Raw genomic sequence first — 19,560 nt, 5'->3', positions numbered from 1 at the left:
ACGATGCGACACCCGCCGTCCGTCACCGTCAGCCGCCGCGGCCTGCTGCGAGCAGGCGGGGCCGCAGCAGCGCTGGCGCTGGCGCCCGCCTGCGCCCCGTCGGGAAGCGGCCCGCGCACGGTGGCCTGGCAGGCCATACCGCCCTACTCCCTGCAGGCCCCCGACCCCCGCCGCGCCGCCTACCTCGAACGGCGGCTCGCCGCCCACCGCGGGCGATCGCCGTACGGCGTCGACCCGCTGGTCAGCAGCAACGACACGTCGGCGGCCATGGCCAAGCTCCTGCTGCAGGCATCACAGGGCCGGGCGCCCGACATCGCCCAGGTCGACTCCTACATCTTCGGCCGCGTCGCCCGCTACGCCCGGCCGATCGGGCCGCACCTGAAGCGGCTCGGGCTGGAGACGGCGGACTGGTTCCCCACCATGCGCAGGGAGATGGAACCCCGGCCGGGCGACGTGCGCGGTCTGCAGTTCACCTCCGACGTGCGCGTGCTGTACTACCGCCGCGACCTGGTGAAGTCCCCTCCCGCGGACTGGGAGGAGATGACCCGGAGCGCCAAGTCCCTGGCGCGGCGCGGCTATTCGGTCCTCTACCCGGCGGGGCGCAGCGAGGGAGCGGTCACCACGACGCTGTGGCCCGCGTACTGGAGCCGGGGCGCCGAGCTCTTCGACCGGCGGGGCGAGCCCGCGTTCACCTCCGGCAAGGGCTACGACGCGATGCTCGCCTGCCTGCGGGCGGTGCAGCGCACCGTCGAGGAGGGCGTCACGCCGAGGCGGGTCGCGGGATACGACCAGGAGGACGACGAGAACCCCGACATCGTGGCGGGACGGGTCGCCATGTTCCTGGGCGGCAGCTGGCAGGCGGCAGCGCTGGACGGGCTGATGAAGGACGAGGACTTCTTCCGCCGCTGGGGCGTCGCGCCCATGCCGACCCTCGGCGGAGACCGCCACGTCAGCGCCACCGGCGGCTGGATGTGGGCCGCGTTCACCGACGACGAGAAGAAGATCGCCGCCGGCCTCGACTGGGTGAACTCCGCCTACGTCGGCGACCGCGGCATGGCCGCCTGGTGCTCGCTGGGCGGCTACCTCCCGCCGCGCCGGAGCACCTACCGGCGCGCGGAGTACGAGCAGGACCCGTTCACGCCCGTCTTCCGCGACCACATCATCCGCTACGGCCGGGCCCGGCCCTCGGACCGCAAGTACCAGGACGTCTCCCACACCATGCAGATCGCCCTGTCCAGCGTCGCTTCGGGCACCACGGGTGCCGCGGAGGCCCTCGACCAGGCTCTCGGACGGCTCGTGGGATGAGCCGCACAAGGGAGGAAGAAGCGATGACCGCCACCACCGACGCGGTTCCCCGTAAGAGGCCGGATCCGGGGCGCGGGACCTTCCGGCGGCCGGGTGCGTCCCGAGGAGCCGTCTCCGGTTCGCCCTGGCCGTGGCTGCTGCCCCTGGGCACGGTGCTGCTGCTCGTGCTCGTCTACCCCGTCTTCGAGGTCGTCCGCCTCAGCTTCACCGACGCCAGTCTCGTCTCCGGTGAGCCCTACGAGATCACCGCGGACACCTACGCCTCGCTGCTCCGGGGCACCGACTTCCGGCACACCCTGCAGATCACCTTTCTCTTCGTCCTGGCCAGCGTCGTCTTCCAGCTGCTCCTGGGCCTGGCCGTGGCGCTGCTGATCGACAGCGCGGAGAAGCGCGGCCTGCGCGGCGTCGTCGCCACCCGTGCCGTCGTCCTGACGGCATGGGCCATCCCCGGGGTGATCATCGGCGTGATCTGGAGCCTCCTCTACCAGGAGACCAGCTCCGGGGTGCTCAACCACGGGCTGTCCCTGCTGGGCCTCTCCGGCGACACCCCGTTCCTGTCCGACCCGGACAACGCCCTGATCTCGGTCACCGTCGCCAACATCTGGCGCGGCACGGCCCTTTCGATGATCCTCTGCTACGCGGGGATCAAGACCGTCCCGCAGCAGGTCCACGAGGCGGCCCGCATCGACGGCGCCTCGCCGGTGCAGACGCTCTTCCGGGTCACGCTGCCGATGATCCTGCCGATCCTCACCATGAACCTGGTCCTGGCCACCGTGGAGACCTTCAACAGCTTCGACATGGTCCTCTCGCTGACCGGCGGCGGGCCGGGCACGGCCACGCAGGTCCTCGCCCTGGACGTCTACGACCAGATCTTCCGCCAGCTGAACCTGGGCAGGGGCGCGGCCATGGCCGTCGTCCTCATGGCCGTCAACATCGTCGTGATCGGCCTGTACGTGCGGCTGATCGAGCGTCAGGAGAGGGAGATATGACTCCGCGTCCCGAGCCCCGTCCCGCTCCGGCGGCGGCCCGTCCCGGGGCCGCCCGCGCCCGCGCGCGCCGCCGGTTCGGCGACGCCGCGCACTACGCGGCCATGTCCGTGCTGGTGTGCCTCTTCGCCTTCCCTCTGGTGTGGGTGGCGTCGCTGTCGCTGAAGACCGGTCCGGAGGTGCTGGAGTCCCCGCCCTCGCTGCTGCCGGGCACCCCGCAGTGGGGCAACTACGCCCACGTGCTGGAGACCACGCCGATCGGGCGCTACCTCGTCAACTCCCTGATCCTGGTGGCCGCGAGCGTGAGCGGGGCCCTACTGCTGGGCGTCCCCGCGGCCTACGCGCTCTCCCGCTTCCGGGCACGCACCCGCGGCCGCCGCGCGTACTCGCGCGCGGTGCTCGCGGCGCAGCTGCTCTCCCCGCTGATCATCGCGGTGCCGGTCTACCGGGTCTTCGTCACGCTCGGGCTGGTCAACGACTACGTGGGTCTCGTACTGGTCTACATCGCGATCTCGGCGCCGTTCCTGACGTGGTTCCTGAAGAACTACTTCGACACCGTCCCCACCGAACTCGACGAGGCCGGCCGCGTCGACGGCTGCTCCCGCCTGCGGGCGCTGGTGCTGCTCGTGCTGCCGGCGGCCAAGCCGGGCATCGCCTCGGCCGCCATCCTCGCCGGGGTGACGACCTGGTCGCAGTTCGTGCTGCCGTTCATCCTCGTGGACGCGCCGGAACTGGCCCCCGTCTCGGTCGGCGTGGTCAACCTCCAGTCCACGAGCGGCGAGACCACCACCCAGTACCTGGCAGCGGGAAGCATGCTGGCGGTAGCGCCGGTGGTGGTGCTCTTCGTCGTGCTCCAGCGGCACATCGTCGGAGCGCTCACGGCGGGTGCCGTCAAGACGTGACGGCCGTGGCGGCGGCGTGAGAGCCGCCGGTAGTCTGCGCGGATGACCGAGACCTGGGAGACGGACGCCCCCGGCGTGCTCCGGCTGCCTTCCGGGCGCTCCGTGCGCGGGCGCGGACTGCGCAGGCCGCTGCCGTCCGGCCCGCAGCCCGCCTTCTCCGTGTTCCTGCTCGGCAAGCAGCCGCCCGAAGTCCCCTGGGACTCACGGTGGTTGCGCTGGCCGGACTTCCGCGTGCCCAGTTCCCGCACCCAGGCCCAGGCGCTGCTCTGCGAGGCCTGGTCGCGGGCCGCGTACGAGCGCGTCGAGGTCGCATGCGGCGGCGGACGGGGGCGTACCGGCACGGCGCTGGCCGCCCTCGCCGTCCTGGACGGTGTGCCGCCCGCCGAAGCGGTCGCGTTCGTACGCCGGCACTACGACCCGCGAGCGGTGGAGACCCCCTGGCAGCGCCGCTGGGTGCTGCGCTTCACCGACTGAGGGAGCGGCCGCCGCCAGCAGGGCAGGCTCCCGCGGGCGACGGGACGCTCAGGCCGGTCACCAGTCCGGGTCGCGCCCCAGGACGGTCCGTCCCCCGTCGACCGGCACCGTCGCGCCGGTGATGAACCCGGCGTCGGGGGAGAGCAGATGCGCGATGGCCGCTGCCGTCTCCTCGGGACGCCCCACCCGGCCCAGCGGGTGCAGCGCGCGCATCTCGTCCTCGATGCGCGCCGCCACGGCCGGGTCGGCCTCGGCGAGCAGTTCGGTGTAGCGCTCCGTGGCGACGGAGCCGGGAGCGACCGCGTTGACGCGAATCCCGTACGGCCCGTACTCGACGGCCAGCGCCCGCGTCAGCCCCTCCACGGCTGCCTTGGCGGTGACGTAGGGCGTGCAGCCGGGGACGGCCCGAGTGGCCTGGTGCGAGGTGACGTTGACGATGCTGCCGGGTGTGCCGTCGGCGAGGAACCGGCGGAGGGCCGTCGCGCATCCGGCGACTGCCGGGTCGAGGCTGCCCGCGATCAGGCCGAGGACGGCGGACGCCGGGGTGTCGTGGAGCGAGGCGTCCCGGAAGACGGCGGCGTTGTTCACCCAGCCCTTCAGCGTTCCGGCGCTCTGCGCGAGGTCCGCGGCCCGCTCGGTCACCGCGGGGTCGTCAGCGCTGCCGGCCACCGCGACGGCGCGGTCCGCGGAGGGGTGCTCCCGGACCCACTGGAGGGCTGCCGCGTCCACGTCGACCGCGATCACCGAGTGGGAATCGGAGAGCAGCCGCTCGGTGAGGGCCCGGCCGATGCCGCGGCCCGCGCCGGTCACCACGTAGACGTCGCGCATGGATCCGCCCTCCTCGCTTCGCGTCCTCCCGGTGCGACCACCCTTCCCTCCGCCCGCGAGCAATGTCAACGGCATCTGTCGAAGCACTTCGACAGATGCTCACCTGTTCGGGAAACGGAGAGGGGCACGTCCCCGCGCTGCGTGGGGACTCCGCATGCCGCCCTGGACGGGAGCCTCAGGCCGAGCCGCGCTGCACCAGCTCCAGCCGGAGCGCGACCTCCCGCACCGCTGCCGCGCCCTCGCCGGACATCCGCTTGCGCAGCAGTTCCAGCGCGGCCCTGCCGGACTCCTCGAGAGGCTGGCGGACCGTCGTCAGGTCCAGGGCTTCGGCGAGTTCGCTGTCGTCGAACCCGGCCACGGCCACGTCACCGGGCACCGCCAAGCCGAGGCGCTGTGCCGCCCTGACGACGCCCGCGGCAAGGGTGTCGTCAGCGGCGAAGATCGCCGTGGGGCGCTGCCCGCCGGACAGCAGCGAGGCAGCCGCGGCGGCGGAAGCCTCCAGGCTGTGCTCCGCGAACCGCAGGTGGGTGTCGTCGAGCGGGCATCCGGCCTCGGTCAGGGCCGCGCGGAACCCGGACAGCCGTTGGCGGGTGGGGGAGAGGCGGTCGTCGGACTGCTGCCTCTCGCCGACGAACCCGAAGTCCCTGTGGCCCCGCCCGGCCAGGTGCTCCGCCACCAGGCGGCCACCGGAGGAGTCGTCCGTGTGGACGGAGTCGAAGCCAGGGTGGCGCACGTCGACCAGGACGGCCGGCAATCCCTGCGTCCGCAGCCGCCCGGCCGCGGACTCCTCCAGCGGCAGGCTGACCACGAGGAGCCCGTCCAGCTGTCCGGTCAGCGGCAGGCTCGCGAGCAGAGGGGAGGCGCTGCGTGCGGCCGACTCCTGGTCGAAGACGACGACTTCCAGCGGCCGCCCGGCTGCCTCGTGCAGCACGCCGTTCAGCCGCCGGGCCGCGGACGGATAGGAGGTGAAGGGCGCGAGCACCCCGATGCGGCCGACGCCCTTGCGTGCCTTGACCACGGCCTCGGTCTTGGGCGTGTAGCCGAGGGCGTCCGCGGCGGTCAGGACGCGCTCGCGGGTCCTGGCGCTCACGCGGGCAGGGTTGTTGAGCGCCAGCGAGACCGTGGAGATGCTCACGCCCGCTTCCGCTGCGACGTCGTAGATGGTGGCGCGGCTCGGCAACAGCCCTCAGCCTTCCTGGACTTGATCCATGCCGGGCGAATCGTGGACCGGCGGGCCCGCGGGACGCCCGAGCCCGGCGGCGCGTCCGCGGTGCGGGGAGAGGCCGGGCCGGGGGCCGCTCACTGGACGTCGAACTCGTTGCCTTCGGGGTCGGCCATGGTCACGTGGCTGCCGCCCTGCGCCTCGACCCTGTGCAGCACCTTCGCCCCGATCTCGGTCAGGCGGCGCACCTCCGCGTCGCGCTGTCCGGGGCCGACGTGCAGATCGACGTGGAGGCGGTTCTTGCCCTGCTTCGCCTCCGGGACGGCCTGGAAGAGGAGGCGCCTGCCCAGGCCCGTACCGCTGGCGGCGTCGACCGGATCGTCCGGGTGGCGCACGGCGGCCAGCAGACGCCAGACCTTCCGCCCGTCGACCACGGTGTAGTCGCTCTCGCCGACGGCGCCGGCTTCGAGGAGCCGGTCGATGAGCGCGCTGTTGTCCTCCACCTCGTAGCCCAGGGCGAGGGCCCAGAACCGGGCGAGCTGCAGCGGGTCGGAGCAGTCGACGACGAGTTTCCAGTCCACGGCCATGGGGTCCTCCAGGGGTGGGGAGAGCTTCGCGCGGCGGGGGTGAAGGGCAGGTCAGGGGTGATGACGTGCGGCCGGGTGGCTTCCCTGCGGCCTCCGTCCCGCCGAAACCACTTATAGTGGTTACATGAATGCCGAGGCAACAGGGCTGGTCATGCGCTCGCCCGACGGCACCCGATACGTCTTCGACCCGGGAGCGCTGTGCCTTGAGTTCCTCACCACGGGCGGCCCGGGCGACCTCGCCGCCTTCGAGGTACTCCACACCCCCGGCGACCTGGCCGGATGGCTGGCGAGGTCACGTCTCGGCCTGGCCCGGGAGGACGTCCGGGTGACCGGCAGCGAACTGGCGGCCGCGCACCGGCTCCGCGACGCCCTCTGGGGACTGGCACGGGCCGCCGCGCACGGGCAGAGGCGAGAGGCCCGCCACACGGCGGAGGTGAACCGCGCCGCGTCCCACCCTCCGCCCGTCCCGCGGATGGAGGAGGACGGAGCGGTCCGCGGCTGGCAGCCGCCCGTCGCCGGCAGGCAGGCCCTCTCGGCCGTCGCCCGCGATGCGGTGGAGCTGTTCACGGGCCCGTTCGCCTCCCGGGTGCGCGAGTGCGGAGCGCCCGACTGCCGTCTCGTCTTCGTGGACGTCTCGCGCCCCGGCCGCCGGCGCTGGTGCGCGATGGAGCGCTGCGGGAACCGCCACAAGGTCCGGGCCCTGCGCGCCCGGCGCGAGAGGGACGACGCACGCGAGAGCGACGACAGGAAGGAGCCAGGGCGATGACCCGACCCACGGGGCTCACGAAGGACGCCGGCTACGAGATCGGCGTCTCCAGGACCTTGCCCGTGCCGCCCGAAGCGGTGTGGGACTACCTGACCGGCCCGGAAGGGCAGGCGGCCTGGCTCGGCGAGGGCCCCGCCGTCGAGCTGCGCAGAGGCGCCCGGTACACCCTCGCCGACGGCACCGCCGGCGAGGTGCGCGGCTGCCGGCCGGGCGTCCGCCTCCGCCTGACGCACCGTCCGCCGGAGGGCGGCGAGAGCACCGTCCAGTTCACCATCCAGGCGCGGGGGAGCAGGTCCGTGCTCCAGTTCCACCAGGAGCGGCTCGCCGACGCGCGGGAGCGCGAACGGCAGCGGCACCACTGGAGAGCGGTGATGGAGCGCGTCACGGACGCGCTCACCCCCGCGGCCTGACCACGGGGCACCCGGCCCGCGCCGCACCCGGCGCCGGAGGAGAACGTGAGGACGGTTCACCCCGGGCCGGCGTCGGCGGCCCGGAGGAACCAGTCCCGCGCGGCCGCCGCGACCTGCTCCAACGCGCCCGGCTCCTCGAACAGATGGGTCGCCCCGGGCACGACCTGGACGCGGTGCGTCTCCGGGAGCTCCTCCGCGGCCTTTCGGTTCAGCTCCAGTACGTGCTCGTCCCGGCCGCCCACCAGCAGCAGCACCGGCACGCGGACCCGTCCGAGGGCGTCCCCCGCCAGGTCCGGGCGCCCGCCGCGCGAGACGACGGAGACCACGCGGTCCGGGCGCTCCGCCGCGGCCACGAGAGCGGCCGCGGCGCCCGTGCTGGCACCGAAGAGGTGCACCGGCAGCGCGTCTGTCGCCGGGTACTTCGCGAGCCAGTCGACTGCGGTGGCGGTGCGCTCGCCCAGCAGGGCGACATCGAAACGGAACTCACCGCTCACCGCATCGGACTGCTCCTCGCCCTCGGTGAGGAGGTCCATCAGCAGCGTGGCCCATCCGTTCCGGCGCAGCGCCTCGGCGACCGCCCTGTTCCTGGGGCTGTGCCGCGAGCTGCCGCTGCCGTGCGCGAAGAGGACGACACCGCGGGCCGACGGCGGTACCTCCAGGTCGCCCGCGAGTTCCACGCTGCCCGGCGCGGAGACCGAGACTGCTTCCGAGACCGTCACAGGTTCCCCTTCCGGCTGGCTGTCCGTCCTCCTCCCAGGTAGCCGTGGTCCCGGGGTCGTATGCATGGGGCGGGACCCGCGCCGAGGGCTCCTCGCGGAAGCGGGCTCCGCGCCCGGTGCGGGCGGAGGCGCCGGGGCTCAGTGCCGGTAGACGCGGAAGTAGTCGAACTCCGCGGTGGCGCCCTCGCCGCCCATGGAGACCAGGCCCGTCCGCAGCTCGCTGCCGCCGGGCAGCGTCCACGTTCCGCCCGCGATCCACGTCCGGCCGTCGCGGCTGGTGAACGCCTGTACGCGCCGTTCGCCGCCGCGACGGTCCCTGGTGTGCCTCAGCCGCAGCCACGTGGTCGCGGCGGGCGGCCCCACGGACGTCGAGCCGTAGGAGATGTCGCCCTCGTAGGGCTGCTCCTTGCCGTACTCGGTCTGCCGGGTGTTCCAGATGGCCGCGTGGGACAGGCGCAGGTACCTGTCGTCGCCGACGTACGCGATCAGCCCGCCCTGCTGGAAGTTGCGCTCCTTCTCCTCGCCCAGGTCGATGCCGAGCTTCGTCTCGACCGTGAAGTCCCCCTCGGGGGCCTTTCGCAGCATGACGGAGGCCGTGTTGTCGTCCTTGTGCAGGTCGGCGTCCTGCGTGGGCCAGACGTACTGCCCCTTCTCCACCCGCCCCGCGGGATCACGCACCCACTGCCAGCCCGGGCGGGGCCGCTCGCCGTCGAACTCGTCGCTGCGGGACGCGTCGAGCCTGCCCGGCGTTGCCGGTGCGTGCCGCTCCGCCCCGGGCCGGGTGCCGGCCGCGTGGCCCGGGGGACCGGTGACGGGGGCGAGCTGCCGTCCCTCGGAGGCGCCCTTGCCTCCGCGCACGGCGGGCCAGCCGTCCACCCAGTCCAGCCGGTCGATGAGCATGGGGCGGCGGTTGATGCCGTACGGCTCGTCGAGGTACGGGTCGGACCGGTCGATGGCGTGGTAGAGCATCCAGTCCTGTCCGGCCAGGTCCTTCACGACGGCGTTGTGCCCCGTGCCCACCCAGCGGTTGCCGTTGGGGGTGAGGGCGATGCTCCCGCCCGTACGGGAGGCCGTCAGGGCGACGCCTTCGCGGTCCTTGAACGGCCCGCGCACGGACTTGGACCGCCCGACGAAGACCGAGTACCCGGTCGTCGGCCCGGCGCAGCAGTCACCGGAGGAGGCGAACAGGAACCACCAGCCGCCGCGCCGGACGACGTAGCCGCCCTCGAACCTGTTGTCGGTGGCGACCTTCGTCGGCTTCCCCACCGCCCGCCTGCCGTCGGCCGACAGCTCGGTCACCTCGATGCCGCCGTAGTACGAGCCGTAGTAGAGGTAGCGGCGGCCGTCCGTGTCGACGATGTGGGCGGGGTCGAACGTCCACAGGAAGTCGTCCTCGTCCCCGTCGCCGCGCCTGGGTTCGACGACGGGCTCGTCGTGCGACTTCCACGGGCCCGCCGGGTGGGACGCGGTGGCGACGCCGATGGCGCTGTCGTCCTTCTCGCCGGTGGCGTCGGTCTGGGTGACGACGTAGTAGAGCCAGTAGCGGCCGTCGTGGTAGCTGATGTCCGGCGCCCAGTAGGCGGCGTCGTTCTTCTCGTCGGCCCAGTCGGGGGCGTTGTCCTCGTCGAGGGCGTCGCCGACGTAGGACCAGTCGACGAGGTCGGCCGAGCGGGCGACGGGCAGCGAGTGCGGCTCGCCCTCGCCGCTGCGGAGCGGATCGGTGGTGCCGAACGCGTACCAGTAGCCGTCCTTGCCGCGTACGACCGCGGGGTCGGCGAAGGTGTCCGCGAAACCGCTCGAGACCGGGTTGCGGTAGGTGAGTGACCGCGCTCCGGGGCCGTCTGACCTGGCGTCGGCGGAAGCGGCCGAACCGTACGGGGGCGGCACGAACGCGAGCGGGATCAGCAGAGCCGATCCTGCGAGTGTGCGGCGGATGCGTGCACCGGCACTGCTTGACATCACTGGCCCTCCCCGGGTCCTCACAGCGGCACGCTCGTTCTATAGCCGTGAGTACAACGTTGTAAAGGCAGGTGCGGGGACTGCTCGCCACCGTGACAAAGACCGTGGAATCCCGTCCGTTCCGCACACCCGGGCGGAACCGCGCCGGGGCCCCGCGCGGGTACGGAGGGGTGGAGAAACACCGCAGCCGTCCACCGCTGCGGAAGCGGTGGACGGCTGCGGGAGGCGGCCGGGCACTCAGGCCGCCGGGCCGGGGCCCGTCCTCAGGACTGGGGCCGCCTGCCGTGGTTGGCCGCGTTCTTGCGACGTGCCTTCTTCTTGCGGCGCCGCTTCGATGACATGCCGGCTCCTTTCTGTGGTGCTTGCCGGGTGCCCCGTGAGGCGGCTGTACGTGTGTACGCCCGCCGGCGGGCCACCAACGGTTCGTGAGCAGCACCCCACCATGCGCGCCCCGTCATCTCCAAACGGGCCCGGCGCCGGGGCTCGGCCACCGGTTGAGCTCCGGTGTGAGAGGAAGCCCGCGCGCCGGGGGAGGAGATGCCCGGTTCGCCCGCCCTCCGAAGGCATATTTGGCTCCCCGTCACCCGCGGCGGCCACGGGCTCCACGAGCCGCAGTGCCGTCCGCTGTCTGGAGAGTGCGATGTCGGAGCGTGAGAGCGCAGACGGAACGTCCCCCACCGGCACGGTCACCACCGCGGTCCCGGCCCGTCTGGACCGGCTGCCCTGGTCGGAGTGGCACTGGATGATCGTCGTGGGGCTGGGCACCGTCTGGATCCTGGACGGGATGGAAGTCACCGTCGTGGGCAGCATCGCCAGCAGGCTGTCGGAGACGGGCAGCGGGCTGGCCGTCACCGCCGCCGAGGTGACCGGCATCGCCGCAGCCCTCTACGTCGCGGGCGCCTGCTCGGGCGCTCTGTTCTTCGGATGGCTGACCGACCGCTACGGGCGCAAGAACCTCTTCCTGATCACCCTGGGCGTCTACCTCACGGCCACCGCGCTGACCGGACTGGCCTTCTCCAGCTGGTGGTTCTTCGCCTTCCGCTTCCTGACGGGCTTCGGGATCGGAGGGGAGTACGCGGCGATCAACTCGGCGATCGACGAGCTGATCCCCTCCCGCTACCGCGGACGCGTCGACCTCGTCATCAACGGCAGCTACTGGTTCGGGGCCTCCGCGGGAGCACTGCTGTCCATCTTCATGCTGGACACCGACATCTTCCCCAAGGACCTGGGCTGGCGCCTGACCTTCGCCGTCGGCGTCGTCCTCGGCCTCGTCATCCTGCTGGTGAGACGGCACGTGCCGGAGAGCCCCCGGTGGCTGTTCATCCACGGCCGCGGCGACGAGGCCGAGCACATCGTCCGCGACGCCGAGGAACGCACCGTCGCCTCGCATCACGGCCGCCGGCTGCCGCCCCCGGCGGGCGAGATCACGATCCGGCAGCGCAAGAGCACCGGCTTCGGCGTCATCGCGCGGACCGTCCTCACCCGCTACCGCAAGCGCTCCGTGCTCGGCTTCTCGCTCTTCATCGGCCAGGCGTTCCTCTACAACGCCATCACCTTCGGGTTCGCCACGATCCTCACCACGTTCTTCAAGGTGCCCACGGGCTCCACCGGCTACTACTTCGCCGTCATCGCCGTCGGCAACTTCCTCGGCCCGCTGCTGCTCGGCACGCTCTTCGACACCGTGGGGCGGCGCATCATGATCTCCGGTACGTATCTGCTCTCCGGGATCCTGCTGTTCGGCACGGCATGGCTCTTCGACGGGGGCCATCTGACGGCCTACACCCTCACGGCGTGCTGGACGGTCGTGCTCTTCTTCGCCTCGGCAGGGGCCAGTTCGGCGTATCTGACGGTCAGCGAGGTCTTCCCCCTGGAGACGCGCGCCATGGCGATCGCGTTCTTCTACGCGGTGGGGACGGCCGCCGGAGGCATCAGCGGCCCCCTCCTCTTCGCGGAACTCACCGAGGGCGGCGTGCTGTCGGAGACGGCGCTGGCCTTCCGGATCGGCGCGGCACTCATGTGCCTGGCGGGACTGGTGGCGGCGTTCCTCGCTGTACCCGCCGAACGCCGCTCCCTGGAGGACATCGCCAGCCCGCTGTCCGCGCAGAGCGCGAAAGGCTGAGAGCCCGCCCGTCCCCCGGCCGGTCAGTAACCCCGCACTTCGGGCCAGGCGCGCTCGATCCCCTGCCGCTCCAGCAGCCGGCAGAACTCCGCACCCAGCACCTCGTCCGCGTGCACCTGCTGGGGCTCGGCGCCGCGCTCCAGGCAGAAGACGGCGAGCAGCGAGGCGGCCTCCCCGATGTTCCACTCCACCGGATGGAGCCGCAGGCAGCCGTTGGAGATGTGCGTGGCGCCCAGGTTCTTGCAGGCGGGCAGCAGATTGCGTACGCGGACGGGGACGAGGGACCCCAGCGGGATCTGGAACGGCACGCTCGGGATGTCGATGTAGTTGTCGCCACCCGTGGACGGGTGCAGGTCGATGCGGTACGAGCCGATGCCCACCGAGTCGGCGTGGCGCGTGCTGCCGTGCGGACCGGCCACGTCGAGGGAGACGTCGTTCTCCGTGACGGTGTGCAGCGCCCTGATCCGCCGCGACTCCCGTACGTACGGCGCCTTGGCCAGGCCGTCCGGCGTCCCCGTCACGTCCGGACGCAGCCGCAGGCCGGGGAAGCCGGTGCCGCCGTCGGCCCGCGGGGCCTCGGTCTGCAGCCAGTGGAGGAGCGACAGGCTCAACTGGCGGGCCTGGCGCAGGTGTTCCGCGGCGGTCTCCTCGTCGACGTCGACGATCGGTCCCAGCCAGTAGTCGTTCATCGGCCAGTTGACCAGCGTGATGTCGGAGGGGACGGCGCCCGGCGTGTGCAGGCCGCGGGCGAGGATGCGGCGGAACATCCACAGTTCGCTGTCGCCGTGGTCGCGAGCCGGGTCGGCGAGCTGCGCGATCGGCTCGTCCGGCGGGTTGGGCTCCAGCCACCGCTCCCGCGGCTCGAGGGTGCTCGGCACAGGGGCGGTGAAGCTCAGCAGCGGCCCCGTCCAGAAGTCCGGCTCGTACGCGCGCCAGGCGGCGTAGCCGTCCGGACGGTCGATGGTGTGGTCCTCCCCCTCGTGGTGGGAGAGGGCGAAGGTGACGGTGAAGCTCTGGACGTTGCCGGGGGCGGCGGTGGCGGGGGCGTGCGCCTCACCGTGCTCGTCCGCGCTCTCGGCTCCGACGACGTACTCGGCTCCCGCCGCGGGGAGCATGTCGCCGTGGTCGGTGGCGTCGAGGAAGAACGGGGCGGTCAGGACGGCGGTCTCACCGCCGGGCCCGCGCACCTCCAGGGAGCGGACGCGGTCCCCGTCCGTCTCGGCGCCGCTGACGCGGTGGCGGAGCAGCACCGTCAGCCGTCCCGCGGCGACATGCGGCGCGAGACGCGCCTCGATCACCGACAGCGCGGCCCTGGGCTCGTGGCAGAGCCTGCTGACGCGGCCCGCTCCGGGGTTGAGCGCCTTCCAGCCCCTGGCCTGCTCCGTGAGCGGATACCACGTGCGGTAGTACGCGCGGATGTCCTCGCGCAGCTGCCGGTAGGACGCCGTGCAGCCGAACTTCTCGATCCAGGGGTGCTCGTCCGGCGGCACCGCCTGGGAGGTGAGCTGGCCGCCCAGCCAGTCGGTCTCCTCCGTCAGGACGACGCGCCGTCCGAGGCGGCATGCGGCGAGCGCCGCGGCGACCCCGCCGAGGCTTCCGCCGGCGACGACGAGGTCCGCTCGAATCTCAGGCATGGCTTGCGTGTTCTCTTTCCGTGGCTGTGCCCGCGCGCCGTCCCCGCGGGGTGCGGCGCGCGGATCGTGCTGGTCACCGCCGGACCTGAAGGGGCCGGCCGGGTGCATCCCTGCCCTGGCAACGCCGCCTCAAGGGTGCCGATCTCAGGGGCGGGGGAGCGGGCGCCGGCAGTCCTGCGCGGGCCGTGCCGCGCGGAGCGGCGTGTGCTCACCGCTCCAGCAGCAGCGCGTCGCCGATGGCGCGTTCACCCGCCGGGTCCGAGGGCCGCGTGATCAGCGCACCGTCGAGGGTCATGCCCGTCGAGCCACCGCCGTCCAGGTTCATCGCCTGCACCGCCCCGAGCGAGGCCATCAGCCGCGCCGTCTCCGTCACCGAGAGACCGTCGCTGTAGCCGGGCTGCCTGCCCTCCGCGGTGACGAGGAGGATCCTCCCCCGGCGGTCCACGCCCAGGGCGGTACGCGGATTGCGCTGGAGGCCCCACGCGTAGGCGGCCGAGGGCTCTCCCGGCCGGTCGATGCCGTCGGCGCCGAAGTCGACGGAGACCCTGCCGTCGCGCACGAGCCCCGGGCCGCCGTTGACGATGTCGTCGCCGTCGCCGAGACGTACCCTGCGCCCGTCCTCGTCGAGGATGCGCTCACGCACCTTCAAGGCCGTCCCGGGGGTCGCGTGCGCGCGGAGCCAGCGCGCGCCCGCTCCCGTTCCCGCGAGCACCTCGCCGCCCGCGGGCACCTTCCCGCCGCGCGCCCGCAGTTCCAGCACGCGGCCGGTACGGTCCAGCACCGCCTCGACGCCCTTCCCCGCAGGGGTTGACGTCCCCAACTGCGCGGTGAAGAGGACCAGTTCGTGCGCGTCGGTGCACGTCACATCGTGCCGGGGGAGTTCGGTCGGGCGGTCCCCTCCCACGCCGCCGCAGTTGCGGATCAGGCCGGGCCGCCGGTTGACGCCGTCGACCGTCCTGACCGCACCGTCCCCTCGGGCGTCCTCCGCTCCGACGCTCAACTCCGTGCGCAGACGGTGCAGTTCGGGCCGCAGCCCGTCGCCGCGGAGCACCGCAGCGATCCGGCCGTTCGTCGCCGCGCTCCGCAGCCGGCCGTCCTGTGCCGCCACTCCGGCGGCGGCTCCGGGCACGCCGTCCTCGTCCTCCATCACGAAGAAGCCGGCGTTCACGCCGAGCAGCGCACCCGCACGCGAGGAGAGCGCGGTGAGCTTCTCCCTGCCCGAGACGGCGCCGCCGTCGTCGCTGCCGAGGGAGCCCCGGAAGCGGCGGGGATCGATCACGGCCGCGTTGACGCGGGTCCGGCCGCCGCGCCCCGCGCCGTCACCGCCCGTCCACTCCGCCGCCGCCGCGAAGCCCGCCTCGCCGAGCTCGGCGCGCTGCTCGTCCGCCTCCTCCTTCGAGGCGTGGCTCCCGACGCGCACCCGCATCCCGAGGGTTCCGTGCCGGTCGGCGGAACCGCGGGGCCAGTCGACGAGTTCCGTGCGGGGCGTGAATCCCGCTTCGCGGAGGCCCCGCGATGTGTCCCGGGCCTGTCCGGCGCTGAGGATCTGGGCGCCGTCCCGGCTGACGGTCACGGTCCAGCGTGCGCTCCCGCCGTCCCGGAGGAGACCGGAGTACAGGTCGGCGCCGGGTGCGATCCGCTGGCGGTCCCAGCCCGACAGCGCTTCGGGCACCCGTGTGCCGGGCCCGTCCATGCCTCCCGCGTCCGCCGGCGGCGCCGTGAGGAGCGCGAGGCTCACCGCTGCCAGCGCGCCCGCCGAGAAGGCCGTGCGCATGCGGAAGGGGCGGACGGTGCGGCGGGTGCGGACCCGTGAACTGGCGGCCATGGACTCTCCACTGAGAAAGGTCGGTCGGGCGGCGGAACGGCGGTGCCGCGCAGAACATACTGTCCGTGACGGCGCCGCGGGCAGCCCGCGTTCCGGATGCCGGGCGGCGGCGCTGCCCGCCGGGGCGGTGTGCTGTGATGTGGTGCGCAGCCGTCCCCGCACGTCGCAGGAGCCACAAGATGAGCGCCCGAGAAGCACCGTGGTGGCGTGACGCCGTCGTGTACCAGGTCTATCTGCGCAGCTTCGCGGACTCGGACGGCGACGGCACCGGCGATCTGCGGGGCCTGCTGGGGCACTTGGACCATCTGGCCGAGCTGGGCGTGGACGCGCTCTGGCTCAACCCCTTCTACGTCAGTGGCGAGGCCGACGCCGGATACGACGTCATCGACCACCGGGCCGTCGATCCCGCGATGGGCACCCTGGCCGACGTGGACGAACTGATCGAGCAGGCGCACGCACGCGGGCTGCGCGTCGTCGGCGACATCGTCGCCAACCACACCTCCGCGCAGCATCCCTGGTTCCGCCAGGCCCGGTCGGGCGGCCCCGGCGACCCCATGCGCGCCCGCTACCACATCGCGCCCGGCCGCGACGGCGCGCCGCCCTCCCAGTGGCAGTCGCTCTTCGGCGGGCCCGCATGGGAGCCGCTCGGGGACGGCGAGTGGTATCTGCACCTCTTCGACGTCGAACAGCCCGACCTCAACTGGGACCATCCCGAGGTCCGCGCCGACGTCGAGGCCACGGTGCGCTTCTGGCTCGACCGCGGCTTCGACGGGTTGCGCTTCGACGCCGCGGGGGCCCTGGCGAAAGCACCCGGCTACCCTCCCGCGCCCGAGGGAGAGCGACGCCCCGGAGACGGCCATCCCTTCAGCGACCGCCCCGAAGTGCACCGCATCCACCGCCGGTTCGCGGAGATCCTCGCGGAGCGTCCCGCCCGGTACGGGGTGGCGGAGACCTGGGGGCCCGCCTGGCTCGGGGAGCCGTACATCCGCCCCGGCGAACTGCAGCAGGCGTTCGCCATGGACGTCGTCTTCACACCCCTCGACGCCGGAGCGCTGGGCTGCACCGTGCGTTCGTACCTGGAGGCGGCCGCACGGCAGGGCAGGCGTCCGGCCTGGCCGCACGGCAACCACGACGTCACACGGGCGGCGTCCCGCTGGGGGAGCGAGGGCGCACTGGCCGTGCTGTGGCTGCTGCTCGCCCTGCCCGGCGCGACGTACCTCTACGCCGGTGACGAGCTGGCCCTGCCCGAAGTGGAGCTCGCCGACGAGGACTTGAGGGACCCTTCGTGGGTGCGCTCCGGCGGCACCGACCGCGGCAGGGACGGCGCACGCGTGCCGCTGCCCTGGACCCGCGAGAGCGAGGGCCACCACGGCTTCTCCCCGCCGGGGGCCCTGCACAGCCCGTGGCTGCCGCAGCCGCCCGGCTGGGGCGAACGGAGCGTGCGGGCCCAGCACGGGGACGCCGGCTCGGCGTTGAACAGGGTCCGCGGTGCGCTGCGTGCACGATCGGGCCTGCGGGAGGCCCCCTGGCCGGAGTGGCCGCCCGCTCCGGACGGGGTGCTCGCCTTCCGGCGCGGCCAGGTCACCTGCGTGCTCAACTCATCGGAAGAACCGCTGCCGTTGGAGACATGGGGTGGTGAACTGCTGTCCTCCAGCCGCCCGTTGGACTCACAAGGCAGGCTGCCCTCACCCGGAACGGCCTGGCTGCGCTGACACGCGGGCGGCGCAGCCGGACCGTTCGGCCGTTCGGCGGAGAAGTCCGCGGCCAGGGGCGGCAGTCGGGTCCGCGTGCCGGGACGGGCGCCCCGCGGCCGGCCGTGCCCTGACGACGCGGAGCCGGGTGACGCACCGCCCCATCGAGTGCGCCACCCGGGGAATCACCGCGGCAACCCCGCCTGTCAGCTGATATCCCGTCAGCTCCCGAGCGGTCGCTGCTGCTCCGTTCCGCCGGGGCCACTCGTCGCGGTGCCGGTGGGGGGCCCGGCCATCACGTGAACGCGTGACGTGCCCGGCCGGGGAATCGCGGCCAGCAGCCGGCGCGTGTACGGGTCCTTGGCGTCGCCGATCACCTCGAGCGTGGGGCCGTGCTCCACCATCGATCCCTGGTTGAGCACCATGACCTCGTCGGCGAGGAGCCTGGCACTGAGCAGATCGTGGGTGATGTAGAGCATGGCGATGCCCCGGTCGCGCACCAACGTGTCGAGGAGCTCCAGGATTTCGGCGCGGATGGAGACGTCCAGCATCGAGATGGGCTCGTCCGCGATCAGCACCTCCGGCTCCGGCGCCAGCGCCCTCGCGATGACGACGCGCTGCCGCTGCCCGCCGGAGAGCTGGCTGGGCAGCTTGTCCAAGTACTGCTCCGCCGGGCTCAGTCCGACGGTCTCCAGCAGCTCCGCCGCCCGCGCCCGCGCCTGCTTGCCGTCCATGCCCAGGTGGTTGCGGAGCGGCCGGCCCAGTGCGTACGCGAGGGTCCGCGTCGGATTGAGCGCGGAGAACGGGTCCTGGAAGACGAGCTGGACGTGCCGGCGGTAGCGGCGCAGCGCACTGCGCCGCAGCCGGTCCACGCGGGTGCCCTTGAAGTGGACGCTGCCACGGCTGGGCCGCTCCACCCCGGTGAGCAGGCGGGCGATCGTCGACTTCCCCGACCCGCTCTGGCCGACCAGCGCGCTGACCCGCCCGGGGCGCAGCGTGAACGACACGTTCCGCACGGCGCGGGTCGAGGTGAAGCCGAGGCCGCGCTTGGTGCGGTAGGTCTTGCTGACGGCCTTCACGGTCATGACGGGCTCGCCGCCCTCCCGTCCCCGGGGATCGGCCGTCGTGGAGAAGGCGGCCACGTTCCGCACAGGCGGCGGGACCGGGGCCGAGGCGGTCCCCACCGCTGCCCCGGCTTCCGGCCCGCCGCCGTGTGCGGCCCGCTCCGCCGGCCCCTCCAGCAGCAGGCACCTGGCCTCGCCCCGCCCCACGGGCAGGAGCGACGGATGGCGCGTCCGGCAGGCATCGACCGCGACGGGGCAGCGGGGCTGGAAGAGGCAGCCGTCGTGCCTGCGCGACAGGTCCGGAGGCCGTCCCGGGGTGTAGGCGACCTCGACGTCCGCGTCGCGCGGGTCCGCGTACGAACCGAGCAGCCCGGCGCTGTAGGGGTGCAGCTGCCGCGCCACCATGTCCGCCGCGGGCCGGGTCTCGACGATCTCACCGGCGTACATGACCATCACGCGGTCCGCCATCTCCATGACGGTGCCCAGGTCGTGGCTGATGAAGAGCACGGCGAAGCCGAGTCTGCGCTGCAACTCCCGCAGCCGGTCCAGGATGTCGCGCTGCACCACCACGTCCAGGCCGGTCGTCGGCTCGTCGAGCAGCACGAAGCGCGGCCGCAGCACCAACGCGAGGGCCAGGGCGACGCGTTGCTTCATGCCGCCGGACAGCTCGTGCGGGTAGCGCCGCAGCACTCCGCGGTCGAGGGAGACCATCTCCAGCAGCTCGCCCGCCCGTTCGTCGACGTCGACCTTGCCGCCGGTCACTTCGGGGTGGGCGGCGATGGCGTCGGCGAACTGCTCGCGCACGGTGATGACCGGGTTGAGCGAGTTCATGCTCGACTGGAACACCGTGGACAGGTCGGCCCAGCGCATCGGCCGGAGCTCGTCCTCGTCGAGACGCGTCACGTCGAGGCCGTCGAAGCTGATCCGTCCGCCGGTGATCGACGCGGGCTTCTCCAGCAGGCGCAGCACCGCGTGCCCGAGCGTGGACTTGCCGCAGCCCGACTCCCCGAGCAGGCCGACGAACTCGCCTTCGCCTACGGTGAAGCTGACGTGGTCCACGGCCCGTACGGCTGCCGAGTCGCGGGGACTGTAGGTGACCTGGAGGTCCTCCACCTGAAGCAGGGGCATC

Annotated in this window: 16 protein-coding genes; 8 read left to right on the top strand and 8 right to left on the bottom strand. The window is 73.1% G+C overall.

Going from position 1 to position 19,560, the window contains the following annotated elements; all coding sequences use genetic code 11:
- Positions 1-3 precede the first annotated feature (3 nt).
- From H181DRAFT_RS00475 to H181DRAFT_RS00460, 4 genes are read left to right on the top strand one after another with little or no spacing between them, the layout of a single operon-like run.
- Positions 4-1,305 carry an extracellular solute-binding protein gene (locus H181DRAFT_RS00475; protein WP_045862138.1) on the top strand — a complete coding sequence of 434 codons (1,302 nt, stop codon included), beginning with the start codon at positions 4-6 and terminating at the stop codon, positions 1,303-1,305.
- Positions 1,306-1,328: 23 nt separating this feature from the next.
- Positions 1,329-2,294, top strand: a complete 966-nt coding sequence (locus H181DRAFT_RS00470; RefSeq protein ID WP_078895391.1) for a carbohydrate ABC transporter permease — start codon at positions 1,329-1,331, stop codon at positions 2,292-2,294.
- Positions 2,291-3,193: a carbohydrate ABC transporter permease gene (locus H181DRAFT_RS00465; protein ID WP_078895390.1), complete on the top strand. Its 903-nt coding sequence runs from the start codon at positions 2,291-2,293 to the stop codon at positions 3,191-3,193. Before H181DRAFT_RS00470 ends, H181DRAFT_RS00465 begins: the two co-directional genes overlap by 4 nt.
- 42 nt (positions 3,194-3,235) lie before the next feature.
- The gene (locus tag H181DRAFT_RS00460; protein ID WP_045862137.1) at positions 3,236-3,667 is read left to right on the top strand and encodes a protein-tyrosine phosphatase family protein; all 432 of its coding nucleotides are present in this window, start codon (positions 3,236-3,238) and stop codon (positions 3,665-3,667) included.
- Positions 3,668-3,724: 57 nt separating this feature from the next.
- Here the strand turns inward: H181DRAFT_RS00460 and H181DRAFT_RS00455 are convergent, their stop codons facing one another.
- From H181DRAFT_RS00455 to H181DRAFT_RS00445, 3 genes are all read right to left on the bottom strand, one after another.
- Complete coding sequence (locus H181DRAFT_RS00455) at positions 3,725-4,495, bottom strand: SDR family NAD(P)-dependent oxidoreductase (protein WP_045862136.1); 771 nt, start codon at positions 4,493-4,495, stop codon at positions 3,725-3,727.
- A 175-nt stretch (positions 4,496-4,670) separates the two neighbouring features.
- Complete coding sequence (locus tag H181DRAFT_RS00450) at positions 4,671-5,675, bottom strand: LacI family DNA-binding transcriptional regulator (protein ID WP_052708385.1); 1,005 nt, start codon at positions 5,673-5,675, stop codon at positions 4,671-4,673.
- A gap of 119 nt (positions 5,676-5,794) precedes the next feature.
- Positions 5,795-6,244, bottom strand: a complete 450-nt coding sequence (locus tag H181DRAFT_RS00445; RefSeq protein ID WP_045862134.1) for a VOC family protein — start codon at positions 6,242-6,244, stop codon at positions 5,795-5,797.
- A gap of 124 nt (positions 6,245-6,368) precedes the next feature.
- Between H181DRAFT_RS00445 and H181DRAFT_RS29695 the strand changes: the two genes are divergently transcribed.
- Both H181DRAFT_RS29695 and H181DRAFT_RS29690 read left to right on the top strand, forming a co-directional pair.
- Complete coding sequence (locus H181DRAFT_RS29695; RefSeq protein WP_045862133.1) at positions 6,369-7,010, top strand: CGNR zinc finger domain-containing protein; 642 nt, start codon at positions 6,369-6,371, stop codon at positions 7,008-7,010.
- Positions 7,007-7,420: an SRPBCC family protein gene (locus H181DRAFT_RS29690; protein WP_045862132.1), complete on the top strand. Its 414-nt coding sequence runs from the start codon at positions 7,007-7,009 to the stop codon at positions 7,418-7,420. The genes H181DRAFT_RS29695 and H181DRAFT_RS29690 overlap by 4 nt, the downstream gene beginning before the upstream one ends.
- A gap of 56 nt (positions 7,421-7,476) precedes the next feature.
- Here the strand turns inward: H181DRAFT_RS29690 and H181DRAFT_RS00430 are convergent, their stop codons facing one another.
- Together H181DRAFT_RS00430 and H181DRAFT_RS00425 are read right to left on the bottom strand one after the other, a co-directional pair.
- The gene (locus tag H181DRAFT_RS00430; RefSeq protein ID WP_045862131.1) at positions 7,477-8,139 is read right to left on the bottom strand and encodes a dienelactone hydrolase family protein; all 663 of its coding nucleotides are present in this window, start codon (positions 8,137-8,139) and stop codon (positions 7,477-7,479) included.
- Between the two features lie 138 nt (positions 8,140-8,277).
- Positions 8,278-10,098, bottom strand: a complete 1,821-nt coding sequence (locus H181DRAFT_RS00425) for a glycoside hydrolase family 43 protein (RefSeq protein ID WP_052708384.1) — start codon at positions 10,096-10,098, stop codon at positions 8,278-8,280.
- Positions 10,099-10,738: 640 nt separating this feature from the next.
- Between H181DRAFT_RS00425 and H181DRAFT_RS00420 the strand changes: the two genes are divergently transcribed.
- The gene (locus H181DRAFT_RS00420) at positions 10,739-12,217 is read left to right on the top strand and encodes an MFS transporter (protein WP_045862130.1); all 1,479 of its coding nucleotides are present in this window, start codon (positions 10,739-10,741) and stop codon (positions 12,215-12,217) included.
- A 23-nt stretch (positions 12,218-12,240) separates the two neighbouring features.
- Here the strand turns inward: H181DRAFT_RS00420 and H181DRAFT_RS00415 are convergent, their stop codons facing one another.
- Together H181DRAFT_RS00415 and H181DRAFT_RS00410 are read right to left on the bottom strand one after the other, a co-directional pair.
- Positions 12,241-13,851 carry an FAD-dependent oxidoreductase gene (locus tag H181DRAFT_RS00415; RefSeq protein ID WP_045862129.1) on the bottom strand — a complete coding sequence of 537 codons (1,611 nt, stop codon included), beginning with the start codon at positions 13,849-13,851 and terminating at the stop codon, positions 12,241-12,243.
- A gap of 208 nt (positions 13,852-14,059) precedes the next feature.
- Complete coding sequence (locus H181DRAFT_RS00410; protein WP_107068652.1) at positions 14,060-15,676, bottom strand: phosphodiester glycosidase family protein; 1,617 nt, start codon at positions 15,674-15,676, stop codon at positions 14,060-14,062.
- Positions 15,677-15,855: 179 nt separating this feature from the next.
- Between H181DRAFT_RS00410 and H181DRAFT_RS00405 the strand changes: the two genes are divergently transcribed.
- Positions 15,856-17,388, top strand: a complete 1,533-nt coding sequence (locus tag H181DRAFT_RS00405) for an alpha-amylase family glycosyl hydrolase (RefSeq protein WP_052708383.1) — start codon at positions 15,856-15,858, stop codon at positions 17,386-17,388.
- A gap of 200 nt (positions 17,389-17,588) precedes the next feature.
- Here the strand turns inward: H181DRAFT_RS00405 and H181DRAFT_RS00400 are convergent, their stop codons facing one another.
- Positions 17,589-19,559 carry an ABC transporter ATP-binding protein gene (locus H181DRAFT_RS00400; RefSeq protein WP_074467649.1) on the bottom strand — a complete coding sequence of 657 codons (1,971 nt, stop codon included), beginning with the start codon at positions 19,557-19,559 and terminating at the stop codon, positions 17,589-17,591.
- Position 19,560 lies beyond the last annotated feature (1 nt).

It is taken from the genome of Streptomyces sp. WMMB 714 (assembly GCF_900090125.1).
GTDB lineage: Bacteria > Actinomycetota > Actinomycetes > Streptomycetales > Streptomycetaceae > Streptomyces > Streptomyces daqingensis.
The sequence above is the reverse complement of the archived record's forward strand: the minus strand, read 5'-3'. Positions and strand labels throughout refer to the sequence as shown.